Below are 14,251 nucleotides of genomic sequence, written 5' to 3' on the forward strand. Positions count from 1 at the left end.
GGTGATCAACTAGGGTGGCAAATGGGCCTAATCTGGCAAATTGGGCGCCACTCAACCCACCAAGAAGGACATGCTCGCTGGCCCGGGCGCTCACCGGTGGACGAAAGTGGGCATATGACCGATTCGTGTTGTCCGGGCGACCGGGTAACGGCCCTCGTAGCCCGATTTCGTCTCAGTCGAGCGGGCCGAGCAACCGCTGACCGGCGAGCAATCAAGCGGGCGCACTAGGCGTGGCGGCAGCGAGCCCCGTCCCTCGCCAGGTCGGGCAGTCAGCTGCCGTCGCGCAGGTCGCCCGGGGCCTGCGCCACGAAGCTGACCTCTTCGAAGGTGACCTGGCAGCCGGGTCCGAGCGGTGACTGCGCTTCGAAACCGACCAGCGCCGTCGTGTCGGGCGGGCCCGTGAGCCGGAAGTACCGGATCAACTGCCAAGACTCGCCGTCCGTGTGGGCGTGAAAGGCCCAGGCGGCGCCGACTCTCGATATCCGCAGCCACACCTGGTCGGTGTCGACGACGAAGCCGTTCGCGTCGTCCGACCAGCCGTGGGTAACCACCGAGACCACCATCGGGGTGCCGGCCGGCGACAGCTCATAGCACAACTTCGCCCAGTGGCGCTCGTCGAACCACACCATCAGCACGCCGGCGTCGAAGGTGGTGGCGAGGGAGGCGCCCACCCGGGCCGAGAGCTGAAAGTCGCCGGGCGGCGGCGAACCGAGCAGCCGTGGGGCGGTGAGCGTCGGTTCGCCGCCGGCGGGGTCGATGAACAGGTCGGTACCGCCGCTGGCGGTGACCGCCAGACCGGCGTCGCCGCGAAGCTCACTGCTGACCGGGGTTTCCTGCCACGTCAGCGAAGCCGGAAGGGCAGCTAGGCGAAGCCCGGGCCCGGAGCTCATCGCGCCGAACCGGCGCGGGCCGCGACCGCCCGGGCCACCACCGCGTCGATCACCGCCTGGCCGGTTTCATCCCGTTTGGACATCAGCGACTCGGGATGGAACTGCACCCCGTAGATCGGTAGCTCCCGGTGTTGCAGCGCGATCACCGCCCCGGCATCGTCGGTGGCCACAGTGACCAGTTGCTCGGGCAGCTGCCCGGCCGGGACGAAGATGGAGTGGTATCTGCCGGCGAGGAACTCGGCCGGCAACTGGTCGAGGAAGCCGTTGCCGACCACCCGGACCTCCCGCTCCTTGCCGTGCAGCGGGTCGGGCAGCAGCCCGAGTGGGCCGCCGAAATACTCGGCGATCGCCTGATGGCCCAGACACACGCCGAAGATCGGCACCCCGGCCGTGATCAGCCGGTCGATCACCTTGGCGGTATCGAAGTCGGTGGGGCTGCCCGGCCCCGGAGACAGGACCGCCAGGTCCGGCGCGAACTCCGCGAGGTGCCGGCCAACCGCCTCACCGAGCCCGCCGCGGGGAACCCGGACGGTGAGCACCTCGGCTCCGGCGACCCGGAAGTAGCCGGCGAGGGTGTGGACGAACGAGTCCTCGTGGTCGAAGAGCAGCACCCGGCAGCTGCTGGCGCGTCGGGCCGGTGCGGCCGCGGCCGGGGCGGAGGGCGGTGCCAAGGCCTCCAGCATGGCCGAGGCCTTGGCTTCGGTCTCTGCCTCCTCGGCGGCCGGGTCGCTTTCGAACAGCAAGGTGGCCGCGGCGCGGACCTCGGCGACGCCGTCCTTGATCATGATCGTCCGGATGGTCAGCCCGGTGTTGACATCCCCGTTCGCGAGCACCGCGCCGATCGCGCCGCCATACCACCGGCGCGGCGATCGTTCGTGCTCGTCGATGAAGCGCATCGCCCACAGCTTCGGGGCGCCGGTCACGGTGACCGCCCACATGTGGCTGGCGAAGGCGTCCAGCCCGTCGTAACCGGCGCGCAGGGTGCCCTCGACGTGGTCGACGGTGTGGATGACCCGGGAATACATCTCGATCTGCCGCCGGCCGATGATTCGGATCGACTCCGGTTCGCAGACCCGCGACTTGTCGTTGCGGTCCACATCGGTGCACATGGTCAGCTCGCTGCGGTCCTTGTCGCTGGAGAGCAGCTGCAGGATCTGGTCGGCGTCCTCGATCGGGTCAGCGCCCCGGGTCACGGTGCCGGAGATCGGGCAGGTCTCCACCCGCCGGCCGGTCACCCGGACATGCATCTCCGGCGAGGCGGAGACGATGAAGTCGTTGTCGCCGAGGTTCATCAGCGCGCCGTACGGCGCCGAGTTGTGGTCCCGCAGCCACCGGAACAGCTCGCTGGGTCGGCGCCGGCACGGCTGCCGGAACGACTGGCTCGGGACCACTTCGAACAGGTCGCCGCGCAGGAAATACTCCTTCGCCACATCGACCAGGGCGGCGTACTCACCCGGCTGGTGGTCCCGGGCCTCGCCCGGCATCGACTCGACCGGCACGAACGGTGCGTCGGCGGTGGTCCGAGCGCCCTCACTGGTGCGCCCGGCGTAGCGGAACTCGTAACGGTGCTCCTGCGCGGTCTCCGAGTGGCGGTCGATCACCAGTAGCCGGTCCGGCAGGTAGAGCACCAGGTCGCGGTGGTCTCCGGGGGGACGCGCGGCGAGGTCCTCGACCTGTCGGATCAGGTCATAGCCGAAGCTGCCGTAGAGGCCGAGATGGGCGATGTCGTCGGGCAGCGCCGCCTGCACCGCCCGCACCACCGAGAAGATGGACGGTTGCCGGGTGCGCTCCTCCTCGGCGAAGTCGCGCTCGCCCTGGTCGTGGGGGCGGATCGTCACCTCCACCCGGTCGTCGCCGACGGTGGCCGCGGCCAGGTGTGGATGCTCCGAGAGCGCCGCCGCCAGCCCGGCCAGCGGGACCCGGCCGCGTTCGTTGAGGGCGGTGAGCCAGACCTCCTCGCCACGCGCCTCCAGCGCTAGCGGCGGATCCACGAAGGCGATGTCCCATCGGGTGTATCGACCGGGGTAGTCCATGCCGGAGCTGAGCACCACACCGCGCCGGACATCCAGCGCGCTGATGATCTCATCCAGCTGGTCAGGGGAGGTCGCCTCTGCGCTGTGAATAACCTCGATCATGACTCGCTCTCCGGTCTGCGCCGCCGTGCTCGCGGGGACGATCGCAGCCTATCAACGTCGCCACGACGCGAAGGGGTCTCGTTACCACCTGTCCACCAGGTGGATAGCATCAGAGTCAGTGACTCCACGCCGACTCCTCACCCTCACCGTACTGCTCTGCGCGCTCGGGGCGGTGCTAGTCCTGGTTGCGGTCGGGCGTACCTGGCTGGTGGAGGTGACCCCGCGGCCGGCGCCGCTGTCAGAGATCCGGACCGAGACCACCGGCGGTCAGCTCCGACCGTGGCTGCCGGCGTCGGGTTGGGTGGCGCTGGCCGGGGCAGGCGCGCTGCTCGCGATCCGGGGCTGGCCGCGCCGACTGGTCGGGGCGTTGCTGGCGACCGCTGGTGCGCTGCTGGTCGCCGGGGCGGTGGCGAGCCTGGCGGAGCCGGAGCTGTCGTCCGGGTGGCCGTGGGCGACGCTGGCCGGCGGCGCGGCGGTGGCGGTCGCCGGGGTGATCGCCGCGGCACGCGGCCACCAGTGGCCCTCGATGGGGGCCCGGTACGAACGCAGCCCGGCCGCTCGGCGTGCCCGCCGGGGTGACCTCGCGGCTGACCCGGCGAGATCGACATCGGCCCGTCCGGAGGAGCTGTGGGACGCCCTTGACCAGGGAGAAGACCCGACCTCCCGGTAGGACTGCGGGTGCGGCGCGGCATTATGCCTCACTGCTGAGCGTGAGGTCCGCCATACCCCCGATGAGCGGTGATGGGGCTGAGGCCTAGCATCAGGCGCAACGGCACCCGGAGAGGGGAGTCTCTTGGTCGCGGCTGAGCAGTCAGATCCGCCATCGGCGAGCACACTCGACGAGATCGTCGCCGGGGTACGCGCGCAGGTCGAGCTCCGTGCGCAGCGCGTGCCGCTGGAGGCCCTTCGGGAGAAGGTGACCGCGGCCCCCAGCGTTCGCGATGCGTACAGCGCACTGCGGCGACCGGGGGTGGGGGTGATCGCGGAGATCAAGCGTGCGTCCCCGTCCGCGGGTGCGTTGGCGGAGATTCCAGATGCGGCGATGCTGGCCGGCGAGTACGCCGCCGGCGGCGCCCGGTGCATCAGTGTGTTGACCGAACCGGAGTGGTTCAACGGTTCAATGGAGGACCTGTCCGCGGTACGCGCGGCGGTCGATGTGCCGGTGCTCCGGAAAGACTTCGTCGTCTCCAGCTACCAGGTGCACGAGGCCCGTGCCTTCGGCGCCGACCTGGTCCTGTTGATCGTGGCGGCGCTGGAGCAGCCGGTGCTGATCGGCCTGCGGGAGCGGATCGAGTCGTTGGGCATGACGGCGCTGGTCGAGGTCCATGATGAGGACGAGGCGGACCGGGCGCTGGAGGCCGGTGCCCGGGTGATCGGGGTCAACGCCCGTAACCTCAGCACCATGGAGGTGGACCGGTCGGTCTTCGAGCGGGTCGCGCCGGGCCTGCCCAACCATGTCATCAAGATCGCTGAGTCCGGTGTGCGCGGTCCGCACGACCTGATCCGGTACGCCGCCGCCGGCGCGGACGCGGTGCTGGTCGGCGAGGGGCTGGTGCGGCACAAGAGCCCGCGGGACGCAGTCGCCGAGCTGGTCACCGCCGGTAGCCACCCTGCAACCCCGAGGCCGGTCCGATGAGCACCGCGCTGGGCCTGGCCGAGGCCGAGGGCAGGTTCGGCCGGTACGGCGGCCGGTTCGTCCCGGAGGCGCTGATCGCTGCCCTGGAGGAGGTGGAGACCGCCTACCGGGCGGCGCAGGCCGACACCGACTTCCAGGTGGAGTTCGCGGCGATGTTGCGCGACTACGCCGGCTGCCCGTCGCGGCTCTACGAGGCGACCCGGCTCTCCGCCGAGCTCGGCGGCCGGGTGCTGCTCAAACGGGAGGATCTCAACCACACCGGCGCCCACAAGCTCCGCAACGTGCTCGGGCAGGGGCTGCTCGCCAAGCGGATGGGCAAGCCGCGGCTGATCGCCGAGACCGGCGCCGGCCAGCACGGTGTCGCCACCGCCACGGTCGCGGCCTACCTGAACCTTTCGTGCACGGTCTACATGGGTGAGGTGGACACCGAGCGGCAGGCGCTCAACGTCGCCCGGATGCGGATGCTGGGCGCCACCGTGGTGCCGGTGCGCACCGGTTCGCGCACGCTCAAGGACGCGATCAACGAGGCGATGCGGGACTGGGTGACCAACGTCGCCGACACCCACTACCTGCTCGGTACGGTGGCCGGCCCGCACCCGTTCCCGACGATGGTGCGCGACTTCGTCCGCGGCATCGGGGTGGAGGCGCGGGAGCAGTGCGTGGCGCTCACCGGCGACCTGCCGGACGCGGTCACCGCCTGCGTCGGTGGCGGCTCGAACGCGATCGGCGCCTTCCACGCCTTCCTCGACGACGCCGAGGTGCGGCTCTACGGCTTCGAGGCCGGTGGCGACGGGGTGGAGACCGGCCGCCACGCCGCCGCGATCGGCGCTGGCGGCGCCGGGGTGCTGCACGGCGCCCGTAGCTACGTGATGCAGGACGAGGACGGGCAGACGGTCGAGTCGCACTCGATCTCGGCCGGGCTGGACTACCCGTCGGTCGGGCCGGAGCACGCCTGGCTGCACGACACCGGCCGGGCGATCTACCAGTCGGTGACCGACACCGAGGCGATGGACGCGTTCGCGCTGCTGTGCCGTACCGAGGGGATCATCCCCGCGATCGAGAGCGCGCACGCCCTCGCCGGCACCCGGCGGATCATCCCGGAGCTCGCCGCGGAGCTGGGCCGGCCGCCGGTCGTGATCGTGACCCTCTCGGGCCGGGGAGACAAAGACATGGCCACCGCCGCCCGGTGGTTCCAGCTGCTGGATGGCGAATCATGAGCGTATCGGTGGCGTTCGAGAAGGCGAAGGCCGAGCAACGGGCCGCGCTCGTCGGCTACCTGCCGGCGGGGTTCCCGAGTGTCGACGGCGGGATCGCCGCGATCCGGGCGATGGTCGGCGCCGGGGTGGACGTGGTCGAGGTGGGGTTGCCCTACTCGGACCCGGTGATGGACGGCCCGGTGATTCAGCGCGCCACTGAGCGGGCGCTCGCTGCCGGGCTGCGCACCGCCGACGTGCTGCGGACGGTCGAGGCGGTGGCGGACGCGGGTGCTTCGGTGCTGGTGATGACCTACTGGGCGCCGGTGGAGCGGTACGGGGTGGACCGGTTCGCCCGGGATCTCGCGGCCGCCGGCGGCGCCGGCTTGATCACCCCGGATCTGATCCCGGAGGAGGCAGCGGAGTGGTTGGCCGCGGCCGACGCGTACGGCCTGGACCGGGTCTTCCTGGTCGCGCCGTCCTCGACCGATGAGCGGCTGGCGCTGACTACCCGGCACTGTCGCGGGTTCGTCTATGCGGCGGCGTTGATGGGGGTGACCGGGGTTCGTGACCAGGTCTCGGACGCCGCTCCGGAGCTGGTCGGCCGGGTCCGGGCGGCGGCTCCGGCGCTGCCGGTGGGGGTGGGCCTCGGGGTCCGGGACGGGGTCCAGGCCGCGGCGGTGGGGCGGTACGCCGACGCCGTGATCGTCGGCAGTGCGCTGGTGGACCGGCTGCTGTCGGCCCCGGATGCGGCGAGCGGGGTGGCGTCGCTGAGGCAATTGAGCGAGGAACTCGCCGCCGGGGTCAGGGCGGCGCGGCCGTAGTAGGGCCCCGCGTCACTGCCCGTCGCGGCGTAGCGTGCGCAGCACCCCGGAGCGGCCGGCGAGCGCGTCTTCGATGGCGGCACGGGTGGTGGCGGTAGTCGGCTCCGGCAGCATCGCCGCCTCATGCCAGGAGAGTCGAGAGATCCATGCCGGCGCGTTGACGGTCGCGTCGCCGGTGCAGCGCCCACGGAAGACGTGCATCAGCACGTCTGGCAGGTCTTCGCCGCGGGCGTCGTCGCTGTCTCCGGTCACCTGATAGAGGCCGACCAGGTCGACGATCTGGGTCTCCATGCCGGTCTCTTCGCGGATGTCCCGCACCGCGGCGGCCATCGGAGTCTCGTCGTTGCGGATCCGACCGCCGGGAAGGACCCATAGCCGGTGGCCCTGCCGCTGTTGGCAGAGCAGCACCCGACCGGCCGGGTCGGTGAGTACGGCGCCGACCGCCGATGCCAAGCTGCTCATGGGGCCAGCCTAGGTGGTCTACGGGCCCGCCGGTACGCCACTCGGAGTAACTGTTGCATCTGCGTAGTGTGGCGATGGCCTGGTGGCCCACAGTGCCCTGCTCGCGAGGTAGCGTATGGAGCCGTGACACTCGCGTCGATCCCCAGCCCGACCACCGCCGTGTGGGATCTGGGCCCGGTCCCCGTTCGTGCCTATGCGCTCTTCATCGTGCTCGGCATTGTGCTCGCCTGCGTGGTGACCGAGCTCCGGCTTCGCGCTCGCGGCGCGCCGCGATGGGCGGTGCTCGACATCGCGGTCTGGGCGGTTCCGTTCGGGATCGTCGGCGCGCGGCTCTACCACGTCATCACCTCGCCCGACCGGTTCTTCGGCGAAGACGGCGAGCTGGCCGCCATCATCCGGGTGTGGGAAGGCGGGCTCGGCATCTGGGGCGCGATCGCTGGCGGTGCGCTCGGTGCCTGGCTGGCCTGCCGGCAGCTGAAACTGCCGTTCCTGATGGTCGCCGACGCCGCCGCGGTGGGGATTCCGCTGGCGCAGGCGGTCGGCCGGATCGGCAACTGGTTCAACAACGAGCTATACGGCGCCGAGACCACCCTCCCCTGGGGGCTGGAGGTCCACCGCATGGTCAACGGTCAGGCGGTGCCTGACCCGGTGACCGGCGAGAGCGCGCTGCCCGGGCTGTACCACCCCACCTTCCTCTACGAGGCGCTCTGGTGTGTCGGCGTCGCGGTCCTGGTGTGGCTGGTGGGCAAGCAGTTGCGGCTGGGCGCCGGACGCCAGTTCGCGCTCTATGTGATGGCCTACACCGCCGGCCGGGCCTGGATCGAGATGTTGCGGATCGACGACACCAGCGAGGTGCCGGTGCCCGGCGCCGCCGACACCGTGATGACCGTGCTGGGTCTGCGGGTCAACGTCTGGGTGGCGGCAGGGGTGTTCCTCGCCGCGCTGGTCTACTTCATCATGGTGCGCGGCCCGCAGGAGTTCCTGGTGCAGCGAGCGGAGGGCGAGGGTTTCGAGGTCGTCACCGAGGAGGAGTTCCGCGCCCATCAGGCTGCCGCCGGCGATCCGGAGGTGGCCGCGGAGACCCACGGCGGCCCGCCGGGGCAGCGCGACGCGGCGACCGCGGAGTCGTCCGAACCCACAAGTCCCGGCCCCGACCGAGACTAGCGGGCTGCTCGATGGCTTCGACACGATCGGCGGTAGTGGTCGGCGCGGGGATCGCCGGGCTGGCGGTCGCTGGCGCGCTGGCGGGCACCGGTTGGCGGGTGACCCTGCTGGAGCGCCAGGACCGGCTGCGGGCCGCGCCGACCGCCATGCTGCTCTGGCCCTCCGGGGTGCAGGCGTTGCAGGCGCTCGGGCTCGCCTCCGGCCTGGATGCGATCGCCACGCCGGTGCCTGACCGGGGGCTGCGGCGCCCCGATGGGCGGTGGTTGGTCGAGCCGGACCCCGCGAGTGATCGGGGTAGCGCTCAACTGGTGCACGCGGAGGATCTGCACGACGCGTTGGTGGCTGGGCTCAGTGACCGCGTGGAGCTGCGTACCGGGGTGCGGGTCCGGGGCGTGGCCCCCGGCGCGACGGCTGCGGTCACCGACGGTGATCAGACCTGGGGCGCGGATCTGGTGGTCGCCGCCGACGGCGTGGACAGCGTGCTGCGGGAGCGGGTAGCCCCCCGGTGCCGGACCGTCTCTGCCGGCGCCACCGCGTGGCGGGCGATGATCCCGTGGTTCAGAGCTCCCGAGCTGCCGCCTGATCTCGCCGCTGGCGGGCTCACCATCTCCGCTGGCGGTCCGGCCACCGGCGGTTACCAATTCTTCATGGCCTCGCTCGGCCGCCGGGGCGCTGCGGGCGCGGGCAGCCGGGGTGGCCGCTACTGGCGCGCCACCGTCGTCGGTGCCCCGCGGCCGGAGCCGCCGGAGACTCAGCTCACGTTGCTGCGTCGCTGGTTCGCCGGGTGGCACGAGCCGGTCGGTGAGTTGTTGGCCGCCACCGAGCCCGGTGACCTGGTCCAGCAGGAGTTACGGACGGTGCATCCGATGCCGCCGCGGTATGCGACCGCGCTCGGGGCCGGAGCCTTGGCGTTGCTCGGCGATGCCGGCCACAGCCTGCCCGAGCATCTGGGCTTCGGTGGTTGCCTGGCGCTGGAGGACGCGGCCACGCTGGTGGCGAAGGTGCAGGGGGCGGCGCCCGGCGCGCCGCTACAGACGGCGGTGGCCGCGTACAGCGCCGCCCGCCGGCCGCGGTTGGCGCAGGTGCAGCGGCGTTCCCGCCGGTTGGCCGCCACCGGCCCGGTGGCGCGGCTCGGGCTGGTGCAGGCTCGCCGGCGGGACCAAGCGGTGGCCGCGACAACGAGTTGGCAGCCGCCGATGGCTGCTGACCCGTCGTGAGCAGCCGTCGAAGCCGGGTAGGCTGGCCGCCGAGCACGTTACCGTAGACTAGGAGACCCCCTCTAGACTGCATCTTCCAGGGCCGATGACGTCCCTGCCGCACCATTAGCAGCGACGTCAGGAGGCCTTGTGGCGCACCGGCATCTTCCGCTACCCCAAGGGCTGTACGACCCACGCGAGGAGCATGACTCCTGCGGCGTGGCGATGGTGGCCGACCTTCACGGTCGGCGCGCCCACCAGGTGGTGCAGCATGGGTTGACCGCACTGCGTCGGCTCGATCACCGGGGTGCTCGGGGCGCCGAGCCGAACACCGGTGATGGCGCCGGGATCATGTTGCAGGTGCCGGACCTGTTCTGTCGCGCGGTGGTGGACTTCGATCTGCCGCCGCCCGGTGAGTACGCTACCGGCCTGGTCTTTCTGCCCGCCGATGCGACGGCCGCCGCCACCGCGGTGCGGGTGTTCGAGAAGTACGCGCTGGTGGAGGGCGCGACCATCCTGGGTTGGCGGGACGTGCCTACCGACCCGACCGGGCTTGGCGAGACGGCGCTGGCGGCGCAGCCGCGGATCCGGCAGGTCTTCCTCTCGGGCCAGCGTCTGACCAGCTCGATCGACGGCGCCGCCGGGGAGTCGTTGGCCGGCTTGGAGCTGGAGCGGATGGCGTGGTGCATCCGGAAGCAGACCGAGCGGGAGAGCCGGCAACGCGGCGCCCCGGCCTACTTTCCGTCCCTGTCCGGGCGCACCATCGTCTACAAGGGCATGCTCACCCCCGACCAGGTTTCTTCCTACTTCCCGGATCTGAGCGATCCGCGGGTCGAGTCGGCGATCGCGCTGGTCCACTCGCGCTTCTCCACCAACACTTTTCCTTCCTGGCCGTTGGCCCACCCGTACCGGCTGGTCGCCCACAACGGTGAATTCAACACCATCCGGGGCAACAAAAACTGGATGGCGGCGCGGGAGGCCCTGCTGCGCACCGCCAGTATCCCGGGCGATCTGCGGCGGGTCTTCCCGATCTGCAACCCGGACGGCTCCGACTCGGCCAACTTCGACGAGGTGTTGGAGCTGCTGCATCTCAGCGGCCGTAGCCTGCCTCACGCGGTGCTGATGATGATCCCGGAGGCGTGGGAGAACGACCCGGCGATGGACCCGGCGCAGCGGGCCTTCTACCGTTTCCACGCCTGTCTGATGGAGCCGTGGGACGGCCCCGCCAGCGTCGCCTTCTCCGACGGGACGCTCGCGGGCGCGGTGCTGGACCGGAACGGCCTGCGGCCGGGGCGTTGGTGGCGCACCCGCGACGACCTGGTGGTGCTGGGCAGCGAGGCCGGCGTACTGGCGGTGGATCCGGCCGAGGTGGTGGCGAAGGGCCGGCTGCGGCCGGGGCGCATGTTCCTGGTGGATACCGCCGCTGGTCGGATCGTGGAAGACGACGAGATCAAGGCGGAGCTGGCCGCGGCGGCGCCGTACGACGACTGGCTGCACGCCGGCCTGATCGAGTTGGCTGACCTGCCCGAGCGGGAACACACCGTCTACACCCACGATTCGGTGCAGCGCCGGCAGCAGACCTTCGGCTACACCGAGGAAGAACTGAAGGTGTTGCTGGCCCCGATGGCTCGGACCGGGGTGGAGCCGTTGGGTTCGATGGGGACCGACACCCCGGTGTCGCCGTTGTCGACCCGGCCGCGGTTGCTCTACGACTATTTCCACCAGCTCTTCGCGCAGGTCACCAACCCGCCGTTGGACGCTATCCGGGAAGAGCTGGTAACCAGCCTCGCCACCACTATGGGGCCGGAGGGCAACCTGCTCGACCCGGGACCGGCGAGCTGCCGGCAGTTGGTGATGCCCTACCCGATCATCGACAATGATGAGTTGGCGAAGCTGCTCTCCATCGACGACGACGGCGACCTGCCGGGGTTCAAGTCGGTCCGGGTCTCCGGGCTGTACCCGCTGCGGGACGGCGCTGCCGGGCTGAAGCGCCGGCTGGTGGAGATCTGCCGGCACGTCTCGGAGGCGATCGAGGACGGGGTGCGGATCCTGGTGCTCTCCGACCGGGACTCCACCGCGGAGCTGGGGCCGGTGCCGTCGTTGCTGCTCACCGCGGTGGTGCATCAGCATCTGGTGCGGGAGCAGACCCGTACCCAGGTGGCGCTGGTGGTGGAGTCCGGGGATTGCCGGGAGGTTCACCATGCCGCCTGCCTGATCGGTTACGGCGCCGCGGCGGTCAATCCGTACCTGGCCTTCGAGACGGTGGAGGATCTGATCGCCCGGTCCCGCGCGGTCGATGGTGCCGCGACCGGGCTGTTGCCGGATCTCGACCCGGTGCAGGGGGTCCGCAACTACGTCAAGGCGTTGGGCAAGGGCGTCCTTAAGATCATGTCCAAGATGGGCATCTCCACCGTCTCTTCCTACTGCGGTGCGCAGGTCTTCGAGGCGGTTGGCCTGGACGACAAGCTGATCCGGCGTTACTTCACCGGTACGCCGAGCAAGATCGGCGGGATCGGGTTGGCGGAGATCCACGCGGAGGTCGCCGCCCGGCATGCCCGGGCCTACCCGGCGAACCCGGCTGAGCGGTCGCACCGGGTGCTCGACCCCGGTGGCGAATACCAGTGGCGGCGCGAGGGTGAGCTGCACCTGTTCAACCCGGAGACGGTTTTTCTGCTGCAGCACGCCACCAAGAGCCGCCAGTACGAGGTCTTCCAACGCTATACCTCTACTGTGGATCAGCTCGCGGCCGACTCAGGCTCACTGCGTGGACTGTTCGCCTTGCGCACCGGCGCGAGACCGCCGGTGCCGCTGGACGAGGTGGAGCCGGCGACGGAGATTGTGAAGCGGTTCGGCACCGGCGCCATTTCTTACGGCGCGATCTCGGCCGAGTCGCACGAGACGCTCGCGATCGCGATGAACCGGATCGGTGGCCGCTCCAACACCGGCGAGGGTGGTGAGGAGGTAGACCGGCTCTACGATCCGTTGCGCCGGTCGGCGGTGAAGCAGATCGCCAGCGGTCGGTTCGGGGTCACCACCGAGTATCTGGTCCACTCCGACGACATCCAGGTGAAGATGGCGCAGGGGGCCAAGCCCGGTGAGGGCGGCCAGCTGCCGGGTAACAAGGTGTGGCCGTGGATCGCCAAGACCCGGCACGCCACTCCCGGGGTCGGGCTGATCTCCCCGCCGCCGCACCACGACATCTACTCGATCGAGGACCTGGCGCAGCTGGTCCACGACCTGAAGTGTGTCAATCCGGCCGCGCGGATCCACGTCAAGCTGGTCTCGGCCAGCGGAGTGGGGACGGTCGCGGCCGGCGTCGCCAAGCTCAAGTCCGATGTCATCCTGATCTCGGGCCACGACGGCGGGACCGGCGCCTCACCGATGAACTCGCTCAAACACGCCGGTACGCCGTGGGAGCTCGGGTTGGCCGAAACCCAGCAGACGCTGCTCGGCAGCGGGCTGCGGGACCGGGTGACGGTGCAGGTCGACGGGCAGCTGAAGACTGGCCGGGACGTGATCGTGGCGGCGCTGCTCGGGGCCGAAGAGTACGGTTTCGCGACCGCGCCGCTGATCGTCGCCGGCTGCGTCATGATGCGGGTGTGCCACCTGGACACCTGCCCGGTGGGGATCGCCACCCAGAATCCGGTGCTGCGGGAGCGGTACGCCGGGCGGCCAGAGTTCGTGGAGAACTTCTTCTGGTTCCTGGCCGAGGAGATCCGCGGTTACCTGGCCGAGCTCGGGTTCCGCAGTCTGGACGAGGCGATCGGCCACGCCGAACTGCTCGACTTCACGCCGGCGATCAACCACTGGAAGGCCCGGGGGCTGGATCTCGGCCCGGTCCTTCATGTGCCCCCGCTGCCGCCGGGTACGGCGCTACGCCGGATCCGGGAGCAGGACCACGGCCTGGACCGCTCGCTCGACAATGACCTGATCGCGGCCGCTGCCCCGGCGCTGACCGAGGGGACGCCGACCGCGATCAGCCGGCCGGTGCGCAACGAGCACCGCAGCGTCGGTGCCATGCTCGCCGGTGAGGTGACCCGCCGGGTCGGCGGGAAAGGGTTGCCGGACGACACCATCCGGGTGACCTTGCGGGGCAGCGCTGGCCAGTCCTTCGGCGCGTTCGCGGTCCGGGGGATGACCCTGCGGCTCTACGGGGACGCCAACGACTACGTGGGCAAGGGGCTCTCCGGCGGCCGGCTGGTGGTGCGTCCCGATGAGTCGGCCCCGTTCGCCGCCGAGGCGAACATCATCGCCGGCAACACCATCCTTTATGGAGCGACCGGTGGCGAACTCTACTGCCGCGGGCAGGTGGGGGAGCGGTTCGCCGTGCGCAACTCCGGGGCCACCGCGGTGGTCGAGGGCGTCGGTGACCACGGCTGCGAGTACATGACCGGCGGGCAGGTGGTGGTGCTCGGCCCGACCGGGCGCAACTTCGCCGCCGGCATGTCCGGCGGCAACGCCTTCGTGTGGCGGCTCGACCCGGCGATGGTGAACCGGGAGCTGGTCGACCTGGCGCCGCTCAACGCCGAGCAGCGGGCGACCGTCCGGGCGCTGGTCGAGCGACACGCCGTCGAGACCGATTCGGCGCAGGCGCACCAGCTGTTGGCGCAGTGGGACCGGGCCGCGTCGGAGTTCACCGCGGTAGTGCCCCGCGATTATCAGCGGGTGCTGGAGACGATCCGGGCCGCCGAGGCGGCCGGCGAGGATGTGGACGCCGCGGTCATGGCGACCGCCGGGGCGGGGAGTTGAGC

Annotated in this window: 10 protein-coding genes; 7 read left to right on the plus strand and 3 right to left on the minus strand. The window is 71.0% G+C overall.

The genetic code is table 11. The features are described from left to right. Positions 1–269: 269 nt before the first annotated feature. Together JQS43_RS08935 and JQS43_RS08940 are read right to left on the minus strand one after the other, a co-directional pair. Positions 270–890, minus strand: coding sequence for a DUF1349 domain-containing protein (locus JQS43_RS08935; RefSeq protein ID WP_239678591.1), 621 nt, complete (start codon positions 888–890; stop codon positions 270–272). Further along, entirely contained in the window at positions 887–3,067 is a 2,181-nt protein-coding gene (locus JQS43_RS08940; RefSeq protein WP_275581083.1) for an anthranilate synthase component I, read from the minus strand. Before JQS43_RS08940 ends, JQS43_RS08935 begins: the two co-directional genes overlap by 4 nt. 76 nt (positions 3,068–3,143) lie before the next feature. Between JQS43_RS08940 and JQS43_RS08945 the strand changes: the two genes are divergently transcribed. The 4 genes from JQS43_RS08945 (at position 3,144) to trpA (ending at position 6,678) form a co-directional block, all read left to right on the plus strand. Continuing rightward, positions 3,144–3,695, plus strand: a complete 552-nt coding sequence (locus tag JQS43_RS08945; protein ID WP_239678593.1) for a Trp biosynthesis-associated membrane protein — start codon at positions 3,144–3,146, stop codon at positions 3,693–3,695. 123 nt (positions 3,696–3,818) lie between these two features. Continuing rightward, on the plus strand, positions 3,819–4,661 hold the full coding sequence (gene trpC / locus JQS43_RS08950; protein ID WP_239678594.1) for an indole-3-glycerol phosphate synthase TrpC: 843 nt from the start codon (positions 3,819–3,821) through the stop codon (positions 4,659–4,661). Beyond that, complete coding sequence (gene trpB / locus JQS43_RS08955) at positions 4,658–5,878, plus strand: tryptophan synthase subunit beta (protein WP_239678595.1); 1,221 nt, start codon at positions 4,658–4,660, stop codon at positions 5,876–5,878. Before trpC ends, trpB begins: the two co-directional genes overlap by 4 nt. Then, positions 5,875–6,678 (plus strand): tryptophan synthase subunit alpha, encoded by an 804-nt coding sequence (gene trpA / locus JQS43_RS08960; RefSeq protein WP_420847668.1) that lies wholly within the window; start codon positions 5,875–5,877, stop codon positions 6,676–6,678. Before trpB ends, trpA begins: the two co-directional genes overlap by 4 nt. A gap of 12 nt (positions 6,679–6,690) precedes the next feature. On the opposite strand, the gene JQS43_RS08965 is transcribed toward trpA, so the two are convergent. Then, positions 6,691–7,140: an NUDIX hydrolase gene (locus tag JQS43_RS08965; RefSeq protein ID WP_239678596.1), complete on the minus strand. Its 450-nt coding sequence runs from the start codon at positions 7,138–7,140 to the stop codon at positions 6,691–6,693. A gap of 123 nt (positions 7,141–7,263) precedes the next feature. On the opposite strand from JQS43_RS08965, the gene lgt reads away from it, so the two are divergent. The 3 genes from lgt to gltB all read left to right on the plus strand — a co-directional run bounded on the left by lgt (position 7,264) and on the right by gltB (position 14,249). Beyond that, positions 7,264–8,304, plus strand: coding sequence for a prolipoprotein diacylglyceryl transferase (gene lgt / locus JQS43_RS08970; RefSeq protein ID WP_239678597.1), 1,041 nt, complete (start codon positions 7,264–7,266; stop codon positions 8,302–8,304). Positions 8,305–8,315: 11 nt separating this feature from the next. After that, positions 8,316–9,521, plus strand: a complete 1,206-nt coding sequence (locus tag JQS43_RS08975; RefSeq protein ID WP_239678598.1) for an FAD-dependent oxidoreductase — start codon at positions 8,316–8,318, stop codon at positions 9,519–9,521. A 129-nt stretch (positions 9,522–9,650) separates the two neighbouring features. Continuing rightward, positions 9,651–14,249, plus strand: a complete 4,599-nt coding sequence (gene gltB, locus JQS43_RS08980) for a glutamate synthase large subunit (RefSeq protein ID WP_239678599.1) — start codon at positions 9,651–9,653, stop codon at positions 14,247–14,249. The last annotated feature ends 2 nt before the right edge of the window (positions 14,250–14,251 follow it).

The organism is Natronosporangium hydrolyticum (assembly GCF_016925615.1).
Taxonomy (GTDB): domain Bacteria; phylum Actinomycetota; class Actinomycetes; order Mycobacteriales; family Micromonosporaceae; genus Natronosporangium; species Natronosporangium hydrolyticum.